21 protein-coding genes are annotated in these 22,071 nt (G+C 64.1%); 13 read left to right on the top strand and 8 right to left on the bottom strand.

Annotated elements, in window-relative coordinates:
- Positions 1-11: 11 nt before the first annotated feature.
- The 4 genes from ACW73L_RS08590 to hyfB are packed head-to-tail and all read right to left on the bottom strand — an operon-like array spanning position 12 to position 5,210.
- Positions 12-1,472, bottom strand: a complete 1,461-nt coding sequence (locus tag ACW73L_RS08590; RefSeq protein WP_498921354.1) for a hydrogenase 4 subunit F — start codon at positions 1,470-1,472, stop codon at positions 12-14.
- Positions 1,472-2,149 carry a formate hydrogenlyase gene (locus tag ACW73L_RS08585; RefSeq protein WP_498921352.1) on the bottom strand — a complete coding sequence of 226 codons (678 nt, stop codon included), beginning with the start codon at positions 2,147-2,149 and terminating at the stop codon, positions 1,472-1,474. Before ACW73L_RS08585 ends, ACW73L_RS08590 begins: the two co-directional genes overlap by 1 nt.
- The gene (locus tag ACW73L_RS08580) at positions 2,149-3,090 is read right to left on the bottom strand and encodes a respiratory chain complex I subunit 1 family protein (protein ID WP_498921350.1); all 942 of its coding nucleotides are present in this window, start codon (positions 3,088-3,090) and stop codon (positions 2,149-2,151) included. The genes ACW73L_RS08585 and ACW73L_RS08580 overlap by 1 nt, the downstream gene beginning before the upstream one ends.
- Positions 3,087-5,210: a hydrogenase 4 subunit B gene (gene hyfB / locus ACW73L_RS08575; protein ID WP_498921349.1), complete on the bottom strand. Its 2,124-nt coding sequence runs from the start codon at positions 5,208-5,210 to the stop codon at positions 3,087-3,089. The genes ACW73L_RS08580 and hyfB overlap by 4 nt, the downstream gene beginning before the upstream one ends.
- A gap of 528 nt (positions 5,211-5,738) precedes the next feature.
- On the opposite strand from hyfB, the gene ACW73L_RS08570 reads away from it, so the two are divergent.
- The 7 genes from ACW73L_RS08570 (at position 5,739) to ACW73L_RS08540 (ending at position 12,945) form a co-directional block, all read left to right on the top strand.
- Positions 5,739-5,861 (top strand): hypothetical protein, encoded by a 123-nt coding sequence (locus tag ACW73L_RS08570; protein WP_498921347.1) that lies wholly within the window; start codon positions 5,739-5,741, stop codon positions 5,859-5,861.
- Positions 5,862-6,060: 199 nt separating this feature from the next.
- A complete protein-coding gene (locus ACW73L_RS08565; RefSeq protein ID WP_498921345.1) occupies positions 6,061-6,966 on the top strand; it encodes a GGDEF domain-containing protein in 906 nt (301 codons plus the stop codon).
- A 482-nt stretch (positions 6,967-7,448) separates the two neighbouring features.
- Positions 7,449-8,849, top strand: coding sequence for a L,D-transpeptidase family protein (locus ACW73L_RS08560; protein WP_498921344.1), 1,401 nt, complete (start codon positions 7,449-7,451; stop codon positions 8,847-8,849).
- A gap of 302 nt (positions 8,850-9,151) precedes the next feature.
- Complete coding sequence (locus tag ACW73L_RS08555; protein ID WP_498921343.1) at positions 9,152-9,820, top strand: DUF2490 domain-containing protein; 669 nt, start codon at positions 9,152-9,154, stop codon at positions 9,818-9,820.
- A 279-nt stretch (positions 9,821-10,099) separates the two neighbouring features.
- Positions 10,100-11,749 (top strand): purple acid phosphatase family protein, encoded by a 1,650-nt coding sequence (locus ACW73L_RS08550; protein ID WP_498921341.1) that lies wholly within the window; start codon positions 10,100-10,102, stop codon positions 11,747-11,749.
- Between the two features lie 135 nt (positions 11,750-11,884).
- Complete coding sequence (locus tag ACW73L_RS08545) at positions 11,885-12,232, top strand: hypothetical protein (protein WP_498921339.1); 348 nt, start codon at positions 11,885-11,887, stop codon at positions 12,230-12,232.
- Positions 12,229-12,945 carry a DUF2490 domain-containing protein gene (locus ACW73L_RS08540; protein ID WP_498921337.1) on the top strand — a complete coding sequence of 239 codons (717 nt, stop codon included), beginning with the start codon at positions 12,229-12,231 and terminating at the stop codon, positions 12,943-12,945. The genes ACW73L_RS08545 and ACW73L_RS08540 overlap by 4 nt, the downstream gene beginning before the upstream one ends.
- Positions 12,946-13,493: 548 nt before the next feature.
- On the opposite strand, the gene ACW73L_RS08535 is transcribed toward ACW73L_RS08540, so the two are convergent.
- Complete coding sequence (locus tag ACW73L_RS08535; protein ID WP_498921336.1) at positions 13,494-13,700, bottom strand: addiction module protein; 207 nt, start codon at positions 13,698-13,700, stop codon at positions 13,494-13,496.
- A 593-nt stretch (positions 13,701-14,293) separates the two neighbouring features.
- Complete coding sequence (locus ACW73L_RS08530) at positions 14,294-15,985, bottom strand: SulP family inorganic anion transporter (RefSeq protein ID WP_498921564.1); 1,692 nt, start codon at positions 15,983-15,985, stop codon at positions 14,294-14,296.
- A gap of 253 nt (positions 15,986-16,238) precedes the next feature.
- On the opposite strand from ACW73L_RS08530, the gene ACW73L_RS08525 reads away from it, so the two are divergent.
- The 6 genes from ACW73L_RS08525 to ACW73L_RS08500 all read left to right on the top strand — a co-directional run bounded on the left by ACW73L_RS08525 (position 16,239) and on the right by ACW73L_RS08500 (position 19,663).
- A complete protein-coding gene (locus tag ACW73L_RS08525; protein WP_498921335.1) occupies positions 16,239-16,862 on the top strand; it encodes a nucleotide-binding protein in 624 nt (207 codons plus the stop codon).
- 28 nt (positions 16,863-16,890) lie between these two features.
- Positions 16,891-17,307: a hypothetical protein gene (locus ACW73L_RS08520; protein ID WP_498921333.1), complete on the top strand. Its 417-nt coding sequence runs from the start codon at positions 16,891-16,893 to the stop codon at positions 17,305-17,307.
- 64 nt (positions 17,308-17,371) lie between these two features.
- Positions 17,372-18,010 carry a DUF2459 domain-containing protein gene (locus tag ACW73L_RS08515; protein WP_498921331.1) on the top strand — a complete coding sequence of 213 codons (639 nt, stop codon included), beginning with the start codon at positions 17,372-17,374 and terminating at the stop codon, positions 18,008-18,010.
- Between the two features lie 120 nt (positions 18,011-18,130).
- Entirely contained in the window at positions 18,131-18,337 is a 207-nt protein-coding gene (locus tag ACW73L_RS08510) for a hypothetical protein (protein WP_498921329.1), read from the top strand.
- Between the two features lie 92 nt (positions 18,338-18,429).
- Positions 18,430-18,732 carry a heme-degrading protein HmuQ gene (gene hmuQ / locus ACW73L_RS08505; protein ID WP_498921327.1) on the top strand — a complete coding sequence of 101 codons (303 nt, stop codon included), beginning with the start codon at positions 18,430-18,432 and terminating at the stop codon, positions 18,730-18,732.
- Between the two features lie 334 nt (positions 18,733-19,066).
- Entirely contained in the window at positions 19,067-19,663 is a 597-nt protein-coding gene (locus ACW73L_RS08500) for a hypothetical protein (protein ID WP_129883372.1), read from the top strand.
- A 116-nt stretch (positions 19,664-19,779) separates the two neighbouring features.
- On the opposite strand, the gene ACW73L_RS08495 is transcribed toward ACW73L_RS08500, so the two are convergent.
- The gene (locus tag ACW73L_RS08495) at positions 19,780-20,565 is read right to left on the bottom strand and encodes a M48 family metallopeptidase (RefSeq protein WP_498921325.1); all 786 of its coding nucleotides are present in this window, start codon (positions 20,563-20,565) and stop codon (positions 19,780-19,782) included.
- A gap of 404 nt (positions 20,566-20,969) precedes the next feature.
- A complete protein-coding gene (locus ACW73L_RS08490) occupies positions 20,970-21,851 on the bottom strand; it encodes a bestrophin-like domain (RefSeq protein WP_498921324.1) in 882 nt (293 codons plus the stop codon).
- Positions 21,852-22,071 lie beyond the last annotated feature (220 nt).

Raw genomic sequence — 22,071 nt, 5'->3', positions numbered from 1 at the left:
AACCGGATATCTCACAGCGGCCGGTCACCGGCGATCAGCTGCGTGGCCTGGCTGAACCACTCGGCGAGGCCGCTCGGGATCGCGAGGCCTAGCCACAGCACGATGGCGAGGTGCGCGAACACTGGCCAGACGTTGGCGGTGACGGGGTGCTGGCCTTCGGGTAACGGTCCGTAGACCATGGAATGCAGGTGCCGGAACAAACCCGCGAAGGCGACGCCGATGCCGATAAGCAAGAGCGGAGTCAGCCACGGATAGCTCTGCATCGTCGCCAGCAGCAACAGGAACTCGCTGGTAAAGACACCGAAGGGTGGGAAACCGGCAATCGCGAGCGTGCCAATCAGCAGGCCCCAACCGATGGCGGGTTGCGTCCGGATCAGGCCGCGGATGTGCTCGATCCGCTGGGTGCCGGCAATTTGCGAGGCGTGGCCGACGGTCACGAAGATGGCCGACTTCGTCAGTGAATGCACCGTCATGTGCAACAGGGCCGCAAAGGTCGCGAGCGGCCCGCCGACGCCGAAGGCGAAGGTCATCGCGCCCATGTGCTCGATCGACGAGTAGCTGAACAGCCGCTTGATGTCTTTCTGACGATGCAGGAACAGCGCCGCCACGAGGAAGGACAGCAGGCCGAAACCCATCATCATGTAGCCCGCCACCGGCCTCTGCGTCGCGCCGTCGACCAGCATCTTGCAGCGCACGATCGCATACAGGGCATCGTTGAGCAGCAGCCCGGACAGGATGGCCGACATCGGGGTTGGTCCTTCGGAGTGCGCGTCGGGCAGCCAGTTATGCATCGGGACGAGACCGGTCTTCGTGCCGTAGCCCACCAGCAGGAAGACGAAGGCGAGCGTCAGCACGTCGGGATTGAGCTCGGCCGAATGGTCATACAACAACGACCAGGTCAGGGCATGCTCCCCTGCGTTCGGCAGCTGTTCGGCCGCGAAGTACAGCAGTACGGTCCCGAACAGGGCCTGGGCGATGCCGAGTCCGCACAGGATGAAATACTTCCACGCCGCCTCGATGGATTCGGGCGTCCGGTAGAGTCCGACCAACAGCACCGTGGCGAGTGTGGCGCCTTCCATCGCGACCCACATCAGGCCCATGTTGTTGGCGGTCAACACCAGGAACATGGCCAGCATGAAGCCCTGGTACATCGCGTGGTAGAGCCGCAAGCCTCCCTCGGTCAGGCGACCGTGGCCCTGCTCGTGCTCCATGTAGGGCGCCGAGAACAGCGACGTCGTGAAGCCGATGAAGGCCGTCAGGACGATCAGGTAGACGTTGAAGGCGTCCACCCGGAGCATGCTGTCTTCGCTTTCGATAGGGCCGTTGCCCCAGACCTGTCCGGCCAGCAGCAGGCTGACCGCCAGCATCGCAGCGTTCACATAGACATTGATCCGGCCTGCCCTGACGCGGTGACCGAGCAGCGTCATCGCCAACATGCCCATCAGCGGAACCCACAGCAGCAGCGAGATCATCAACGTTCCACCTCATGCAGCCGGTTCAACTGATCGACGTCGAGCGAGTCGATGCTGGAGCGGATGTGAAAGAAGAACACGCCGAACAGGACGGCGGCGACCAGCACGTCGAAGGCGACGCCGAGTTCGACCACCATCGGCATGCCGCTGGTCGCGGTGACTGCGGCGAAGAACAGGCCGTTTTCGATCGACATGAACCCCACGACGTGGGTAACTGCCTGGCGGCGGGAGATCATCAGCAGCATTCCCAGCAGCACGACCGCGAAACTGACGGCGATGGCGTTCCGTGACGCCAGCGTCGAGAGCTGCTCGATCGGTAGCACGACGTAGTAGCTGAACAACACCAGCGCCGAGGCGGCCATCATCACGTAGGCCGGATACACCAGCGATTCGACCTCGCGGTGGATATCCAGCTGGATGATCCAGCGGCGCAGCATCACCGGGATCAGGACGGCCTTGATCAGCAGTGTCATCAGCGCGGACGCGTAAAGGTGGGGATAGTGCAGGTTGAACGCGACCAGAGCGGTGGTCAGAGCCAGCAACAGTCCCTGCCAGGCGAACAGGCCGACCAGCGGAAACAGGCGGCGCTGAGCCAGCATCAGGAACGACGTGAAGACGACGAGCGCGGCCAGGAACAGCACCGCCTGCTCGAAGATCGTCTGCTGCATCAGGCCCATCAGTTCACTTCCAGGATCACGTGGCTCAACATGCCGAGCAAGCTCAGCAGATAGGCGAATCCCAGAAATTCCTGGTAGCGGAACACCCGCATTTTCGCGAACAGGGTCTCGGTGATGGGCAGGGCGATGCCGAGCACGGCCAGTTTGCCGATGATGGATGCGAAACCGATGGCGAGATCACGCGCTGCAAGGCTCTCGGCGATACCCCACGGCAGGAAGATGTTCGCGATCAGCACGCCGTATAGCATCAGCTTGATCTGGTTCGCCCACTCGATCAGCGCGAGATAGCGACCGCTGTATTCGAGCACCATGGCCTCATGCACCATGGTCAGCTCCAGATGGGTCGCCGGGTTGTCGATCGGAATCCGTCCGGTTTCCGCGATGCCGACCAGCATCAATCCAGCCAGCGCGAACACGAACGAGGGTCGCAGCACCAGACCCGTCTGGAGGACCCAGTCGATGGCCTGCGACAGGTTCGTCGTCGCGGCGCTCATCGCCAGCGTGAACACGGCCATCAACATCGCCGGCTCCGCCAGCGAGGCGATCATCATTTCCCGCGAGGAACCCATGCCTCCGAACGCCGTTCCGAGGTCGAGCCCGGCCAGGGTCAGGAAGAAGCGTCCCAGTGCAAAGAAGCCGACCAGGACAATCAGGTCCGCCACCTTGGCCGTGGGCAGGTGGGCGATGGCGAACGGCACGATGCCGGCGGCGAACACGGCGGTGACGAACACGACGAACGGCGCCGCCTCGAAGATCCACGACGCGGTATCGGCGATCACCGGCCGCTTGCGGAACAACTTCGCGAGATCGCGGTAAGGCTGCACCAGCGGTGGTGGACGGCGGTTCTGCAGGAGGCACTTGACCCATTTGAGCCAGCCGGCAAAGAGCGGCGCCAGCGCGACGAACAGCACCGTTTCGAGGATCGAGGTCAGCCAGCTCATGCGCTCACCATCGCCAGTAGGGCGAGCAGCGTAAAAAAGGAATAGGCGATATAGGTCCGGATGTTCCCGGTCTGGATGCGCCCGATCTGGCGCGCGGCGGCTTCGACCCCGCGCGCCAGCGGCAGATAGCCATGACGCCACGAGCGGTCGCCGATCCGCAGTTCGAAGTCCAGTGCGGCGGGAGTCAGCAACGCATGCCCGCGTTCGTCACGGGTCGCCCGTTCATCGATCTCATACAACGGACTGAACACGCGCCGCAAGGGCTGGCTGAACGCGGTCGACGTGTACTGCATGCGGGCATCGAGACCGCCGAAACCGCAGTCCCAGCGCGGCCGATCCCGCAGCAGCGCCAGTTTAGGTGTGCGCAGTAGCCGGAAGCTGACCCAGGCGGCGAGCGCGCAGGCCAGCAGCACCAACGGCGCGGAGTAAGACGCGCCGCGAGACGACACCGGGGTCAGCCAGAGCCAGCCATTGGCGTAAGCGCTCGCCAGATCGTTACCCAGCAGGGTGCGGGTGATGGGTCCCAAGGCAGCGATCACCTGACCCGGGAAGACGCCGAGCAATACACACAGCGCGGCCAGCAGTGCCGGCCCGGCAAACATGCCCCGGTGCAAGGGCTCGCCGGCGTGGGTCGCATGACGCGAGCGGGGCGCCCCGAGAAAGCCGATACCGTACGCCTTCACGAAGGCGGCGGCGGTGACCGCGCCGGTGAAGGCGAGTAGGGCCGCGGCGACCGGCACGAAGCTACGCAGAATGCCGCTGTCGAGTGCGGAAGCCTGCAGCGCGGTCTGGAACGTCAGCCATTCCGAGACGAAGCCGTTCAACGGAGGCAGGCCCGAAATGGCGATGCACCCGACCAGCATGATGAGCGCGGTGCGAGGCAGCCGCTTGATCAACCCGCCCAGCCGCTCGAGACTGGACTCGTGAGTCTGGTGCAGGATCGTCCCGGCCTGCAGGAACAACAGGGTCTTGAACACGGCATGGTTCAGTACGTGGTAAAGCGCGGCAATCAGACCAATCGCCGCCAGTTCGCCGTGACCCTTGGCAAAGAAGACCATGGATAGGCCGAAGCCCATGAATACGATGCCGATGTTCTCGATCGAGGAATACGCCAGCAGGCGCTTGAGATTGTTTTGCTGAAATGCGTACAAGGCCCCGAGCGCTGCTGATGCCGTTCCGAGCAGCAGGGTTGCCGCGCCCCACTGCCACTGTATGTCGCCCAGAATGTCGAAGACGAAACGCACGAAACCGTACACGGCAACCTTCAGCATGACCCCGCTCATCAATGCAGAGATGTGCGACGGCGCCACGGGATGCGCTTCGGGCAGCCAGGCATGCAGCGGCACCAATCCGGCCTTCATGCCGAATCCGATCAGGGCTAGAGCGAAAGCAATGCTGGCCCAGGTCGGCGACAGCGGTGCCGCACGCAGGGCGTCGAAAGTGAAGCTGTGGGCCGACGCGAACGCGGCCACGATGCCGTAGGCCAGGATCAGCGCGATGGCGCCGACCACGGCCATCAGCAGATACAGGAACGACGCCCGCCGATTGGCGGCGTGCTCGTGCTGAAAGGCGACCAGGGCATAGCTGGCCACCGACATCAGTTCCCAGGCGATCATGAACAGGAATGCGTCGTCGGCCAGTACGACCAGTTCCATGCCCGCTACGAACACGCCGGTGCCAAAGGCGAGCGTCGCAAAGGAATGTCCGCTGTGCCGGAAAGATCGGACATAGCCCGGACCGTAGAGCGCGACCGCGAGCACGCACAGGCCGATCACGCCGAGAAAGAATCCGGCCAGCGGATCAAGGCGCAGGTGCCACGCCAGCCATGGCAGACCCAGCGGGAGTTGATCGGTCCGCGTCTGGCCGGCCAGCAGCGTTACGCAGCCCGCCACCAGACTTGCGAGCCCCGAGCAGGCGAGCAGACCGAACGCGGCATACTCGACTGCGGACTGGAAGCGCTGTCCGTCGAGCCGAGCCGTCCGGTCCTGCGGCCGGCGGCGTGCCCAGCGCGCACAAAAGCGGACGACCAAACCACGGCTCTGTTCGGCGTCGATCAGAACGAGCGGGAGCGCTGCCGACAGCAGGGCGCCAAGCAGTGCGACAGTGGCCAAGACGAGCATGAATCTCCTGAAAGGCGGTCTGCGGAGGGACGGTTCGTGCGTTGCCGCAGGGGCGCGGCAGTTCTGACCTCGGCGCGTGGACGGGAGCGCCTCGACGATTGGGGCGGCGGTCAGCGGAGCCTCGGGGCCTGCACGGTGAGGCGTATGCAGTGCTCGTGCCACACCACCGACACGGTGCTAACAGATTGTTATCGAAGTGAATCCTGCGACGTGACGAGGATCCTGCTCGGAGTGATCAGGTTGTTATGAACCGAGCGCCGTGGATGCGCGGGGGTCTTCCACCGATGACTCAGTGGCTGAGCAAAAGGTTTTCGGCTCCTGGGCCCAGGTGGTCGAGACCACAGGGACGCAGCGGGGAATCGGGGGTCCGCGGTGGTGCCTTTCCACCACTCCCTGGTGTGCGCCCCGGTAAAATGTCCGCAAACGTATGAAAAAAGACATAATGGGCGATGGTTTCGATCTTGCTTATGAATCGGGTGTCCGGCGTTCGCCGCGTTGATTGTGTTTTGGCCGCTGAGGAACTCGTATATGTCCACCTTGAACGCATTTGTCGAGAAATTGAGCGCTGCAGCAGCCGAGGACTCGGAGCGGTTCGCGACCTATGTGCTGACCGCGTTCATGGCGGTGCTGGCGCTGATCGTGCTGCTCTGACCCGTCGTGATGCAGGGGTTGATCCCTGCTCCGACGCGCTCGCGGGTGCCCGTCGCGGCGCCCCCCAACCGGACCGGGTGCGTCGCTGTCATCTGCTATCCGTGCGGTCGTGCGCTGGCCGTTCGCATCGGTATGCCTGGCTAGGCATGAGCCCCGGCTGCCCCGTTCGACCCGGAATGGCGCGTGTGGAAACCGATTCATGACGATGGTCACTCCGGCGAAGCGGGCACAGTCCGAGATCCCGCGTTATCGTATCCTGGCGCTGGCGACCGCAGCGCTGTTGCTCGTGGCTGCGGGCGAGCGATGGGTGGGCGGTGACATCGATCTCGCGCTGCTCTACCTCGGACCGGTGGGTGGGACAGCCTGGTATGGAGGGAACGCGGCCGGTCGTGTCATCGCCGCCCTGTCGCCGTTGGCGCCGCTCGCCTTCGGCTCCTGGGCAGAGGCTCTGTCGGCGCCCGCCTGGCCCCTGTTGGCGAATGCAGCTCTGCAGTGTGTGCTGTTGTTGATCTTCGTAGAGTGGGTGGTGCGGCTGCGGTGTCGTCTGGCCTCTCAGCAGTCCTTGGTAAGGACGGATCCTCTGACCGGGGTCTTGAATAGCCGTACCTTTATCGAGGAACTGCAACACCGTCTCGATCTCGCCGCGCGCGGCGGTCAGAGCATCGCCATTGCCTATCTCGATCTCGACGACTTCAAGCTGATCAACGACATTCACGGTCATCTGGCGGGGGACCAGACGCTGGGCGTGGTTGCCCGGACGATGGCGGCAGCGCTGCGGCGTACCGATCTAATAGCCAGGATGGGCGGCGACGAGTTCGCCTGCCTGTTCAGTGGAGTGGACCTAGCAGGGGCCGAGGTGGCCATCGACAAGCTGCGGCAGGCCATTGTGCATTCGCCGGGACCTCACGGCATGGTGACGACCAGTGTGGGCTGCACCGTCATCGCAGCGCATCGACCGGATGCCGTCGCCGGCTTGAGTACCGCCGAGCGCCTGATGTACCTGGCCAAGGCGCGGGGCAAGAACTGTGTCGTGTTCCGCGACCATCACGACTCGCCAACTGACTTAGCCGATTCCGCATCGGTCTTGCCGCAAACCTTGTCGTGATGTGACGCCCGACGTGTGCCCAGCGGGCATCCCGCAGGCCGGTGCGCGACGTGTCGTTTCCGGTCCAGGTTGCAGGGCGAAGGCGGTGTGACGTGTCGGAATGCACACCGCTGTGCGTTGACCGTCTTCAAGTTCTCGCGCAATGCCCCAGGTCGTCGCCGACTGTAAAAGTCGCGTCCAATTCCTTATGCTTGGCCTCGGTTGATAGGCAGCGTATACCCCTGGGGCCGTGCGTAACCATTCACCCCCCTTTGCTTGGTAGCGGGCGCGGGCCGGGAGGGCGAGACCGTCTGCAGGAGGGAACCCGCAGGCTAGCCTCCAGGGACGGATTCACGGCGTGTCTCGGCCTCCCGCCCGCTCCGGCGCGTGGGGGCGTGAACAGTTACGGGCCGTGCTGGGCGTCGGCGGCCAACGAAGCGGTCGATGTGCCCCCAGTGACAAACAGGCGGGCCATAGCCGAGATGCGAAGCGAGAGATAAAAGATGGTCCGATCCTACCTGACCCGACGCGCGGATGGCCCGGCGGTTCCGCGCTATTCCCTGCTGGCGCTCGTCCTTGGTCTCGGCGGGTGTGCCCAGATGCCATGGCCGCGAATGGAGTGGCCATGGCCGGCCCTGGCGAGCGGAAGTCCGCCCGACATCACGATGCAGCCGCCTGCCGGCAGCAGGGAGGTCGATCCACGGCTGGGGATCACGCTGCGCGCGCAGGGGGTCGGCACGCGGCTTGAGCGTGTCGAAGTTCGCGACGGTGAAGACAAGCCGGTCAGCGGTGCGATGAAGGGCGACGAATACGTCGTCAAGCCGCCGCTGCAGTTCGGTTCGCGCTATCGGGTGTCCGCCGCTGGGCGCAGTGCCGCGGGGGAGCCGATCACTCGCGAGTTCGACTTCACGACGCTCGCCGTTCCCAGCCTGGACGGTGGTACGCTGCGGCCCATCGGTCCGGATAGTGCCGTCGCGTTGAGTTTCGACCGGGCGGTCGGGCGTCTCGATATTCGTAGCGACCTGAAGGCGAAAGTCGAGCCCGATACTGAGCGACGCACATTTCGTATTGTCGTCGACGGCTACCCGAAGGGCCGTACGATCCCCGTCGAGGTGCAATGGGAGACACCCAGCGGCGTGCCGCTCCCCCCGCTGGCCTTGCAACTGACGTCGGCCCCGCCACTGAATGCGAATCTGAGCCTTCAGGGGCAGACCAACCTCGGGCTGGCGTTGCCGGTCGAGTTGCGATTCGCCGAGCCGATAGTCGATCGTGAACAGGTGCCCGCGGCGTTGCGCGTCCAGACTGCGGCCGGCGAGCCGGTCGATGGGCGCTGGCAATGGCTTGGCGACCAGCGGCTCCGGTTCACACCGAAGCCGCGGTGGCCGGCGACCAGTTCGATCGAGGTGCGCGCCGAGCCAGGCCGGATCCGCTCCGCGAAGGGCGCGACCAACACCGCGGTGCTGGTCGGCAGCTTTCAGACTGGGGCCGACCGCAAGATCGTCGTCTATTTAGATTCCCAGCGGCTGACCGCGATCGAGAACGGCCAGGTCGTCAAGACGATCAAGGTCAGCACCGGCAAGCCGGCGACACCGACCGTGACCGGGTCCTACTACATCTACGCGCGCTATCCGCGCAAGACGATGCGCAGTCAGGCCAAGCCCGGCGAGCCTGGCCATTACGTCGTCGAGAACGTCCCCTACGCGCAATACTTCCATGCGGACTACGCCTTGCACGGTGCCTGGTGGCATAACGGGTTCGGGCGCCCGGCCAGTCACGGCTGCGTCAACATCCCGACCCGCACCAACAACCGCCGCTGGCCCAAGGCGCCCGAAGAAGCCGGCTGGCTCTATGATTGGGCGGCACTTGGCGTGCCGGTTACCGTGCAGCGCAGCGCCGCGCGTTAGCGCGCGGACGCGCATGCGCGACGGGGCTCCGGGGGCGGGGTTCGCCTTCATTCTTCCCGGGAAGACGGGGCATACGGCCGCAGCTTGTGGTTCAAAAGAGCCATCTCGTACCGACGCTTGATCGCTATGCCGGGTTAAGTCGTTGAACCTGAATAGGGTGTCCCGATCTGGGTAGATGGCGCGGGGTCTGCTAGAGAGAGGCTCCGACCCCCAGTGCGACAGTTCCCATGAAGCCAAGCTCGCGGTGTTTTTTCAAGGCATCGGCAAAGCGCCCAGCCCGCGCTGTCGGGTTGTCTGTCCTCGTGTTGTTACTGTCGTTTGCCGACGCCGGCCATGCGGAGCTCGCGACAAGCTGGGGCAGTTGGGGACAGGTGGTGGCCGAAGGCGATCTGGGTTTCATCGATCCCAGCCTGCAAAAAATGAGACTCTGGCTCGAAGGCCAGATGCGCTGGAATGAAGACTGGCAACATTGGTATCAGGGAATGGCCCGGGCCGCGCTGGGCTATTCGTTGAGTGACCGTGCGACGGTGTGGCTCGGCTACACCTTTCTGCCAACTCAGCTTCAGGGTAAGCCCTATGTGGCACAGCAGGATGTCTGGCCGGGCTTTCGCTATACCCTGCCGACCGAATTCGGCACCTTCATGTTCCGGACACTGTTCGAGACCAACTTCATCCGCGGTGACGACCCGCGTTTTCGTCCCAGGCAGATGATCCGCTACCTCCGGCCGCTCGAATTCGAGGCGCGTCTGAGTCTTGTGGTCTGGGACGAATTCTTCGTGCGCCTCAACAGCACGGAGTGGGGTGGTAAGGCGGGCTTCGATCAGAACCGCATCTTTCTCGGCCTGGGTTGGACCTTCACGCCGGGCGTCCGCGCCGAACTCGGCTATCTGAACCAGTATGTCGAGGACAAGAACCTCATCAACGAGACCGACAACAACCTGATCATGGGTTCTGCTTTCGTCAACTGGTGAAACGGCGCCCCCGGGGCGCTTTCCGATGAGCTTAGGTGGGGGGCTCACGCCGCCTCTGCACGGGGCGCACGGCGTGTTCGACAAGTCGAAGAGTAGGTCGAGGACTTCGGCCGACCGTCTTGCGATCTCCGGCTGAGTCGTTCCCATGGTGGTGCGTAAGGTGCGGATTTACCAGAGGGTATGGTAATGTGGACCGCGTAAGGTCGGCGATGGGCGGGGTCGTCGATGGGGCTGTTTTGCGAGGCGGCGCTCCACTCGAATGCGAAACGAGGTGAGACCATGACGACTATCTTCGATCGGGGCCCGCATCGGCTGTGGTGGGCTTGCTTCCTGCTACTGGCGGTAGCTTGGGTGAATGAGGCTCGGGCTCATGAGCTGCGGGTTAGCGGTGCGCGGGATCGGTCCGGCTCGATAGCCTTGGGTGGACTCGAAGCGTCGGGTGGGATCTACGCCTTTCTGGTACCCACGGCGAGTGCCCGCGAGGTCAGGTTCTACCTGGACGATCCGGCGATGACTCGAGCGCCGCGCCGGGTGGAGCGCAACGCTCCCTATGATTTTGCCGGCGGCAGTGCGACGTCGGCGCTGCCTTTCGACACCCGCAGGCTGGCCGACGGCGTTCACCGGATTACGGCTCAGGTCGTGTTGCCGACCGGCGGAGTCGACGTCGTGGATGCAAGCTTCACCGTGTCCAATCGGCGGAGCAACGCATTGGATCAGGTTCATCTGGCATGGGGGCCAGACCCGACGACGTCGATGATCGTCGTCTGGCGCACCCTGGATCCCTTATCGATTTCCGCGGTCCGGTACCGAACCCCGGGCTCGCTGATCTGGCATGCCGCGGCGGGCGGGCCACGCCCCTCGGGCACGGAGGGTACGCTGCATGAGGTCGCGATCAACGGGCTGGCGCCGAACACATCCTATGAATACCAGGTTCAGGGCGGCGACGGACTGTGGAGCGAAACCTTCACTCTACGCACCGCCCCGCCGGCGGGAGCCGACTGGGATGCCGTGTTCGTCGCGGACACCGGCCTCATCGGTCGTCTTGATGGCCTGACCACAGGCACGCAACAGGTCATCGACGAGATTGCGCGACTGCAGCCCCGGATGGTTTTGCTCGGTGGCGATTACGCGTATTTCAATACGGATAAGCGCTATGTGACGCTCGATGCCACGATCGACGCCTGGTTCAACCAGATGCAGCCGATCGGTCGCCATGCGCCCATGATGCCGGTCTACGGGAACCACGAAGTCGGACTGGATGAAAACCTGCCGGCGTGGCAGGCGCGCTTTCCGACACCGGCCGGGTTCGACCGTCGTCGGAGCTATTCATTCGATATCGGCGAGGTGCATTTCGTCGCCATTTTTGCGATTTCGGACAGGAATGGCCTCAGAGCCGGGACGGAGGCCTGGATCGAGCAGGACATTCAGGCTGCCTACGCCGCCGGCGCGCGCTGGGTCATCCCGTATCTGCATGTGGCGCCGTTTTCGGACGGCAGGAATCATCGGTCGAATCTGGCGCTCCGCGCGGAACTCGGGCCGCTGTTCGAGCGTTTGCACGTGCCGCTGGTCCTGACGGCGCATGACCAGTCCTACGTGCGCACCTACCCGCTCATTGACGTGCCGGCCTCGAATACACCGACCTCCCGGAGCCGGGACTGCTACACGGCTGATGATGGCGTGACCTGGGTCAAGATCAGCCCGGGGGGCAAGATGAGCAGCATCAACGGGGCTTTCTCACGGTTCGAAACGGCCACGCCACCGGCCTACACCGCGTTTCGCGACAACACCCGGCATCATTACTCGCGCCTCCGGGTGTTTGCCGCGGGGGCGCTGCAGCTGGACACCTATGGCGTGAAGGGCGATGGTTCGCCCGGCGTGGTGATCGATAGCTTTCGCTATACGACAGGCACCTGCGAGCCGCCGGGCTGAGGCGGCTAGCGCCGCCCGCGGCTCAACCGGCCGTAGTGGCGGTGCTTTGCGGCGATCGACCCGTCCACGCGGTGGTCGCCGCGAGCAGTGGCATCGTCAGCGTCATTTTTTCGTGGACGAGGTGTAGGTAACAACATGTTCGATGGACGCGCCAAAGGGTGGAGACAGGGGACGCTCCGCACCTGCTGGAGTCGGATGCTCGCGCTGCTCCCGGCGCTGGCGGCCGGTTGCATCAGTGACGGAACGCTGCTCGATGAAAACTCGGCGGTGGCGCTGCGCACGGTACGAACCCAGGCCCGGCAGGATCTGAGCTGCCCGGCGGCAACCGTCAGTATCGTGTCGGAGAAAGAGGTGCCCGGGGCGCCATGGGGCTATCTGTACAGCGATTATCGTGTTCGCGCCGAGGGTTGCGGTCGCGGCGCATTCTACGATGTGGAATGCCGGGACGAGACCTTGTGCGACCTGAAAAATGTCCAGCCATGAGGTGTGGGCGTTTCCGCGTCGCTTGCCATGCGGTTGCGCTGGGCGGGCTGCTGACGGCCGTGGCTATCCCGGGCGCGGCGGACATCACCACGACCTGGGGTAGCTGGGCCCAACTCGTGGGCGAAGGGAGCCTCGGCTTCGTCGATTCGCGACTGGAAAACCTGCGCTTGTGGCTCGAGCTTCAGGGCCGCTGGAATGAAGACTGGCAGCATTTCTACCAGGGGGTCGCGCGCGCCGCGCTGGGCTATTCGCTCAGCGACCGGGCCACGGTCTGGCTCGGCTACAATTTCGTCCCAACCCAACTGGAGGGCAAGCCGTACTTCGCCCAACAGGACCTCTTTCCGGGCTTCCGCTACATCATGCCGACGGAATTCGGCGTGTTCATGTTCCGGACGATGGTGGACATCAATTTCATCCGGGGAGACGACGTGCGGTACCGGCCGCGCCAGCTGATCCGCTATCTGCGGCCCTTCGCGTTCGACGAACGACTGAGCCTGGTGGCCTGGGACGAGTTTTTCGTGCGGGTCAACAGCACCGAGTGGGGCGGCAAGGCCGGCTTCGATCAGAATCGCGCGTTTCTCGGTTTCGGCTGGAGCTTCAGCCCGGAACTACGCGCCGAACTCGGCTACATGAACCAGTACGTCGAGGACCGCGATCTGCTGAACGAAACCGACAACAATCTGATCATGGGCTCGTTGTTCGTCGGCTGGTAGCGGCAGCCGGCAATTGCGCGGCGATCCACTCCCAGCGCTTATCCTTGACCATAACGAAGCGGCAGCGGCCTTCCGACAGTTCCGCCCAAAGCTCACCGATTCGCCGGTCGTCTGCGGTGGCATCCCAGCGGTCGGCGCCCTTGTACTCGACGGCCAACACGGGGCCCGGCTGCCCGTCTCTCTCGGGCAAGCGACACAGGAAGTCGGGATAGAAGCGCCCGTCGGCTTTTTGCAGAAAGAACGAGCTGCCTTCGCGGCGAGCGAGGTTGCGGACCCAGGAGTCGGGCGCGCGGTGTGTGGGCGACGGCGAGGATGTAACTGCGATCGGATTCGACCGTGTGCAGCAGTTTGTAGGGAAAGCGGCTCAGAATCAGCCGCCGTATGTCACCGCGCTCGTTTGGACATGCCAGGAGCTAGATGCGCAATCGCAGCAGGGCTTGCCTCACGTCCTGTCGAAAACGTGCGCCCAAAACCCGGAACCTCACGTTCGTCGTGGCGCTCGCCATCCCCGAATTCCGTTCTCGCTTCTGGTGAGAAGGCGGTGCGCATCACAAGGGTCCGAAGATATCCTCGTCCGGGATGCCCTGGGTTTGACCAGCGCGGTAGGTTGCGAGACGGCGCTCGGCTTCTTCCAGCCATGCGCAATCGATCTCCGGGTCCGGTAGATCCAGGCCCGTCAGAATCTTCTCGGCCAATTTGAAACGTTCATCCGGGGCGAGTTTCAACACGGAAGCGAGAATGTCACCAGAGTGCATGCAGTGCCTGGTCGGAATCGCAAGCGGGCTGAGAAGGCGCGTGTAAATGCAGGAGGCAGCTTGATGTCATGGCGGAAGCGTTTCCTGATGGGGGCGATCCAACCGCCCTGCCGCAAAATGTGAGTCTGCCGGCCAGTCTTCGCCTCAAGGTTCCGAAGATCCTTCGACGCTGCTTGCTCGCCATGCCGCGCACGGCAGTGGCATGTCGCGGCTCATCGTCAAACGTAGGGATTGGGAAGCGCGCCTTCGCCCGCGCTGCGCTTCCGGGCGCGGACCGGGCAGCCGAGACACGCCGTGAATACGTCCGTGTAGGCTCGGCTCCGGGCTCCCGCCCGCAGACGGTCTCGCCCGCCCGGTTCCGCTCCCGCCCCGGACCAAACGGGAATGAACTGGTACGATCCGGATGCCGTGACGCTTGCTGGCCACTGACATCTTCACAAGTCCAGTGCGTAGGGGCTTTATTTGTACGCGATGCCTTCGCGCGCGGTGCGGGCACCGAGCCGGTTCGCGTCCGCGTACATCACCTTGGGACCGTGATGCGGAGCAAGGGCGGCATACCTGGCACTGGTCAGCACGTTGCTACCCGCGGTGTCTCAGCCCATCATCTGCGCGCTGGGCTTGTCGATTCGGCCCTTGCCGTTCGACTTGGCCCGGCGCGCCGCGAGCGGGTGGTCGGAAAACGGTTCGTGATTCTCGAGACCGACAATCGAACAGCGTCCGCCCCGGGCATTGTAGTCGTGCTGGAAATGGTCGATGAATTCCATGACGGTGTGATCGATGAAGGTGGTATTCGAGAAGTCCACGATCACGGTCTTGCCGGCGGGAACGGCGGCGAGATCGCCTTTCAATCCCATGAAATTGGAGAAGGCGGCGGAGTCGGTCACGGTGATGCGGTAGGAGTCAGGACAGGCCTTCTCGACCGTGTAGATAATCCTGAAGAGATTCAGGAAAGTGACGCCGCGGGCCGCGTGAATCAGCAACTCCGCAAGGATCCCCAGCAGCACGCCGATCAGCAGGTCGGTCGCCAGCACGCCCACGATGGTGATCACGAACAGCGCGAACTGATCCCACCCGATGCCCATGGTTTTGGCGAATTCCTTGGGTGAGGCCAGCCGGAAGCCGGTGTAGACCAGCAGGGCCGCGAGCGATGCCAGCGGGATTTCGTGGATGAAGTGCGGGAACAGCGCGACGAAGAACAGCAGGAATGCGCCGTGGAAGAAATTGGCCCAGCCGGTGCGCGCGCCGGACCCGACGTTGGCCGAACTGCGGACGATCTCGGCGATCATCGGCAGGCCGCCGATGAGGCCTGCCAGGGTATTGCCGATTCCGACCGCGGTCAGGTCCCGGTTCAGATCCGACTGCCGCCGATACGGGTCCAGCTTGTCGACCGCTGTCGTGCTGAGTAGCGATTCCAGGCTGCCGACCAGGCAGATGCTGAGGACCGCACCCCAGAAGGCCAGCGTGCCGATCTTCGAGAAGTCGGGAAAGTAAAACCCACTGAAGAAATGCTCGGGCACCGCGACCAGGAAGGCGGGGCCGACCGTGAACTCGTGATGGGGGATAACCGGATCGTTCGGCAGGAACATGTAGACGTGCTGATGATCCAGATCAAAATACTGACCCAGCGCCATGCCCACCAGCACCACGAGTAGCGGGCCCGGGACCATGCGCAAATAGCGGTTGCGTACGCGCGACCAGACCATCAGGATCAGCAGTCCGACGCCTCCGATGAAGGCGATCTCGGGGTTGAAGTTCGCGATGCTGTGCGGGATCTCGAGGATCGTGTCGATCAGCTCCTTGGACTCGGGCTTCACCCCCAGCAGCGTGTGAACCTGCTTGGCCATGATGATGATGCCGATCGCAGCCAGCATGCCGTGGACGACCGAGGCCGGGAAGAACGCGTTGAGCCGGCCCGCCTTCAACAGGCCCAAAACGATCTGCAGCAGGCTGGCGACCACGATCGCGGCGAGCGTGTACCGATAGGCGGCCATGGCATCGCCGTCGCCAAGGGACTGGACTGCGGACAGGATCACGACGATCAGGCCGGCTGCCGGGCCGTTGATCGTGACGTACGATCCGCTGATGCGCGAGACGACGACGCCGCCGATGATCGCGCTGATGATGCCGGCCATCGGAGGAAAGCCCGAGGCCATCGCGATGCCAAGGCACAGCGGGAGGGCGATCAGAAAGACCAGAAAGCCGGATGTCAGGTCGGACCTCCAGTTTTCGATCAATCCGGGAATGCCGGTTTTCGGCGTCTGGCGCGATGCGGTCGTGGGGTCTATGGCGATCACGGGTTACCTCGGCTAGATCATGCGTTGGACTGCATGCAACTACCGGGCCTTTCGTGGGCGAAGCGCACTTTCAAAGGCTTGCAGGACCGGCGGGCCGCCACATCGCTAGGGCGTGGTGCAAAGCCACCGTTCGCGGCGGGGCAAATGAACCAGCGTGTCGGGTGCCGCCGAATGCGGGCCGGTGAGGCGCTGCCCGGGCCCCCGATCTTGACCCGCGCTCAGCCTCTCGGTTACGGTGGGGCCAATGATCACCATCGCGGTTATTTCGCAGAAGGGAGGCGCCGGAAAGACGACGCTGGCGATCAATCTCGCCGTCGCGGCGACCCGGGATGGATCCGTCGGATGCGCGCTGATCGATCTCGATCCCCAGGCCAGTGCGGCAACCTGGGGCGATAGCCGCTCGGAGGCGCTGCCCGAAGTCGTTTCGGCGCAGGCGAATCGGCTGGAACGGCATATCGAGGCGGCCCGCAAGGGCGGTATGGCGGCCGCCATCATCGACACGGCGCCGCATTCCGAAAGCGCGGCCCTCGCTGCGGCGCGGGCGGCCGATCTGATCCTGATTCCCTGCCGTCCGGCGATCCTCGATCTGCATGCGATCGGTACGACGATCGATCTGGCACGGCTGGCCGGCACGCCAGTCGCTGTCGTGCTGAACGCGGTGCCGCCGCGCGGCTCGCTGGCGGACGAGGCGGCCGAGGCCGTGGCCGGCTATCAGGTGCCTTTGGCCCCGGTACGCATCACGCAGCGCGCGGCCTTCGTGCACTGTCTGACCGTCGGCAAGGCGATACAGGAATTCGAGCCCCGGGGGCGGGGTGCTGTGGAAATCGGAGGGCTTTATCGGTGGATCTGCGAAACGATTGCGGCCTGAGGTCGACGAGTCGGGGGAAACTCCGGATATGACGAAAAGGGTCAAATTGTCTGCCGCGCTGAGTCGCACGCTGGACCAGCGCGCGGGCGTGTCGCTGGACGCCGATGACGACGGAAACCCGAATGCTCCGGCGCGCACGGAGCGCCGCACCGATGGAGCGTCGGCACCGCGCCGGCGTTCCCTGTTGTCTCCGGTGGGGCGCGCCATGTCCGCGGCCGTGTACGGGGTTGGCTACTACGGCAGCTATGGCATCGCGTTCAGCGCGATGACGCTGTGGTATCTGCTGCCATTGAACAATGCGTTGGGCCGCGGATTCCGCGACGGGGGATGCGCCGGCAAGGAGGCGGCGGCCCACACCTGGTCCGACGCGAATGAAGACTTGGCGCCGTCGACACCCGAAAAACGACGCGCGCGGAAACGCAGCGCCCATCCCGCGACCGCTTGACACGCCGGTCGCTGTCAGGGATTTCGACCGTGAGAACGGACGTTGCCGTTTATTCGCTCTGCTCGTGCTCGGAACGCTGCTCGCGGCATGCGGTACGACTCCCTTCGAGCCTGCGGCAGCGGGTCGTGTCGACAATAGGCCACGCGTTTACCTGTTGGGTCAGGGTTGGCACGCGGGCTTGATCGTCGAGCGTAACGCGGGGTCCGCCCGGCTATGGCCGGAACGCGGGGATTTTCCCGAGGCCGATTTTGTCGAGGTCGGTTGGGGCGAGCGCGAGTTCTACCAGGCAGCCGACCCGGGCGTCTGGATGGCCGTGAAAGCCGCGCTCTGGCCGTCGCCCAGCGTCGTGTTCATGTCCGGGCTACGCAGTCCGCCCGAGACGGTCTTCGCCTGTAGCGACCTGATCGCACTGGATCTGTCGCCGCCCCGCCTGGAAAGTCTGCTGCGTTACGTTCACGACAGCTTCGATCGAGCGGTATCGGCACGTACGGCGCCACTGCCGGGTGGTCGCCCGGGGAGCGGGGCTTTCTACCCGGGGCGCGGCCGTTTTCATCTGTTCAACACCTGCAACACATGGACCGCAGGAGCGCTTGCGGCGGCTGGTTATCCGCTCGATCGTCCCTATCCGCTGACGGCCGGCGGTCTCGTAGGGCGCGTGCGGCCCTGGGGCCGCACGCTGGCGCCTCGTGCCCTTTGCCGCTGACCTCGCTCCGCTTAGCCACGGATCTTCCTGCGGTGGCTGCGGTCAGAGCGAGGGTGGTGGTGGCAAGTCGGCGGACGCGGCGCTACTCTTGTGAGCTTTTGGCCTGACACGGAGCGAGCGATGGAGATCGATGACGACGGCAACATGACCTTGACCGCCGAGGAAAATCAGGACTTGATGGATCGCCTGGGTATCGCCGAGGCGGATTATGACGACCCGCCCGTGGCCATCGAGAGCGTGGAGTTCGAGGCGGGCGTCGCAACCTTCCGCGCCACAAATACCCGTACCGGAAGATCGGTCATGTTGACCTTTGACAGTAGCCCCTAGGCCTAGCCTGATTTTAGGTGCCGAGTTGGGTGGGATGACCGATGGGCCTGCCTGGACCCGTTCCGGGCGTTTTCGACAGACGAGTGACCGACATGTTCATTGCTATGAACCGCTTCCGGATTGCCCCCGGACGCGAAGACGAATTCGTGAAAATCTGGCGCAATCGCGAAACCTACCTGGACGAGGTGCCGGGTTTTCGGGAGTTCAACCTCCTGCGTGGCCCGGCCACCGACGAATGTACACTCTTCGCGTCGCATTCGATCTGGGACTCGCGGGCGGCCTTCGAGGACTGGACCCACTCCGAAGCATTTCGCAAGGCCCATGCCGGTGCCGGCGGTGCCAAGGGCCTGTATCTCGGGCATCCGCAATTCGAAGGTTTCGATGTGGTGTTGTGAGCCCTCGGGAGTGTCCCAGCGATTTGCCGGACGCGAGCATTACTGCAATACTGCGCGCCGATTCGCTGCGTGAGCCCGTGCTTCGGCCGCAGACGCGGCGTAGTGTTTCGTTCGTTGCTGGACTCTCTCCGTTGCTACTCGCTGTCTCGGCGCTGGACCTCGCGTTCCGCGCGGCTTTCGTCCCCTTCCTTGCAATTCGCCGCTTGGCCCGCGCCCAGCGCTTCGCCTTTCGGAATACGGATCGACCATGGATCTTTTCCTTCTCCAGGGCCGTCGCGGTTTCGGCGGATGCGAGCGCCATGTCTTACGCTGATGCGGGCTTAGGGTGGCAGCCGTGAGCGTGACGCGACACCTGGCACTGGGTCTCGCCTTGGTTCTGGTGCTTGGGCCAGCCTCAGCCCGCGACTGGCGGTGGTATCCAAAGCGGCAATCACCGGATGCCAACGCGTTGCGGCCCGATCTCGAAGGTGCCAAAGGCGACGATGGCAATTCCGGCCTGACCGAATTGGACGAGATGCGGCAGTGGCTTTATCGCCGGGATGTTGAGCGGCGGGAGCGCGGCTTTACCGTGCCCGACACGGTGGAACAGATCGATCCCACCGTTTCGGAACCGCCCCCGTTGCCCCCACCCAGGCATTGGACCCGCCCCGGTTTCGGCAGTCCGTCGGTTGGGGGATTCGACAGTGACGGTGGGTCGCGTGAGCGTATCCGGAGCATGCTCCCGGTTGAGCCGGTTCCGCAAGCGCCGCGGGAAGGCCTGACCGATCCGACGGAAGTGCCGATGGCCGAAGGATTCGACGGCGCGGATGCGGCGCCTGAGCAACATACGCGTTCCGGAAAGCATCACTACCGGAGCAAGTCCGGGCACCGCAAGCATCACCGGTCAGGTAAGTCCTCAAAGTCACGGAGCGGCAAGCATCGCCACCGCTGAGCTGAGGCGGCGTCGACGTTCCGGCCTCGGTCATCCGGACCCGCGGCATCGCCGCCGTCGCGCCGTGTGGCGCTCAGGCGACGCCAGCGGCGGTCCTGGGAATTGCGGCCTGAGCCCTAGCCGCGGCCGTGCAAGGCCTGTTGGTAGACAGGCATGTACTTTTCCGCGAGTTTCTTCATCGCGTCGATCCGGGTTTCCGGGCTGGGGTGAGTGCTGAGGATTTCCGGAGTGCGGGAGCCGCTGGCGTGCAGCATTTTTTCCCAGAGGCTGACCGCCGCCTGCGGGTTGTAGCCGGCACGGGCGGCGAGTTGCATGCCGACGGCGTCGGCTTCGCTCTCGGCTTCCCGGCTGTTCGGCAACTGCAGCGCGAGGGTCGCGGCGGAATCGGCCAGTCCTGCCACCGTGCCGAGGTTGTAGCCGGCGATGGCGCCGGCGATCATGCCAAGTTGCAAGCCGGCCTTCTGCATCGTTACCCGGGACATTTTTTCGGCCTGGTGCGACAGCAGTGCGTGCGAGATTTCGTGCGCCATCACCTGCGCCAGTTCGTCGTCGGTCGGCTTGATCTTGTCGAGAAGGCCGGTATAGACGGCCATCTTGCCACCGGCCATGCACCAGGCGTTGACCTCGTTGACGCGCAAGACGTGCACTTCCCACCGCCAACTGCGTGTTTCCGGGCGTAGGTTCTGGGCCTGCACCACGAGCTTGTCCGTGATCGTACGCACGCGGCTCAGCGTGGCGGGGTCGGTGTCGAGCGCGCGTTCGCGGTGGGCTTCCGAGACAAGCTGGCTGTAGGCTTGTTGCGAGGATTTCGCGGCTTCCGCATCGCTGATCAGCGCGGCCTGACTGCGGCCCGTGATCGGGTTGGTGGCACAAGCAGTGAGCGTGGACGCGCCGATGGCCAAGGATAAGATCGGGAGGGTGAGTCGTTTCATGCGATTCGGCTGTGCCCTTTGCGGGCTGTTGCTGGTCGATGGCTGCCAGTCCGTGGTCGGTATGGTAAACGCGCTCGAGCGCCTGGCGGCTGTCTTGAGGATTCCGTTCGAGAGCGCGCTGCAGCGCATTTCCGGCGCCGTCACTCAGCCTAGTTGTATAACGACCCGGGACCGAGATTGCAAGACTGTCGATTGGAGGGGGCGCCAGGGTCGCGCCACTTGTGACTGACTCTGCCGCACCCGATGATCTCCCTGGCCGCTGAGCGCCGCGGGTGAGGCCGAGACCGAGCCGAAGGCCCGTGAGCCCATGGGACGGCCCGATTAGCGCGGCATTTCGGGCGCCCTGCCCCAGTGGCCGCAGGGAGTTGTCGGCATCAAGGCTGAGCACTTCGCGGTTCGGTCAGGCCGGGGCTGGACGCGTCGAATGTCAGGCCCTCGCTCAGGGCCAGATGCTGCATGACCTGAATCGCATTGCGCAGTGCATTGGGTTCCACGACAGTGCGTCCGGCGTAAGGGTGGTCGACGGAAATGACCACCGCCAATTCGAAAGCGATGGATGCTCCCAGGGCGAAGCTCATGACCGCGAACAGGCCATTCCTACCCTGCGTGAACAAGGCCGCCATGACCATGACCACGACCGCGCCACCGAACAAGAGGCGCCAGACATCCGCCGGCAGGTAGGGTTTCGCATCGAGCAGGCGCGATCGGCGGTCTTCGGTTAATCGGATCAATTCCTCCATCGAATGATTCAGCGTGATCTCATCGCGCGCTTCCTTCGGCGTGTAGCGAACGTAGTATGACCAGAGTTCGTTGTGGATCGCGAAAGCCTTGGGGATGCCGGTGGTTACACCCTGTGACCGCCTGTACAGCGAGTCCATCCAGGCCCACTCCTCGTCGACCGTCGATTGTGCGTACCGATACAAGCTGGATCGGATCTTTTGTGCTTCCGGTTCGGACAGTCCGCCGGACAGACGAAACAGGCTGACGAGACGGTTGGCTTCGTCGATCTGTTCCGCCTCGGCGTCTTGGAAGTTCTGCCAGGCAGCGACCAGGATCAAGCCCAGCAGGATTGCGTAGAGCGCGGAAACCGAGTTGAACACGGCATCGAGTGCCTCATGATGGCCGGTTTCCTCCCGCCCGACGAGCCAGCGTCGCAAAGGGATCGCTGCGATGCTAACCAGCGTATAGCTGGCACCGAACAGCGCGGCGATCTCCCACATGCTGAGCGAAGCGAGAAAATCGTAAGTCGAGGCCATCGAAAAGTTCCTTTGAAGTCTGCAATCCGGCAGTGGATTATCCCGTAAATGGATCGTTCAAACGGGGTCGGCAGGCTTCTGATTAAGAGGACCGCCACGGTGGCGGCGCCTTCGAACTGCCGGCTGGACGGTGATCACTCCAAGCGGCCCCGGGCGATTCGTAGCATAATTTCCCCTGCGGCGTATAAGGCCATCAACCGAAAAGAACAGCGCCCGCAGA

It is taken from the genome of Methylolobus aquaticus, assembly GCF_054172105.1.
This window is presented reverse-complemented; position numbering and strand designations above follow the sequence as displayed.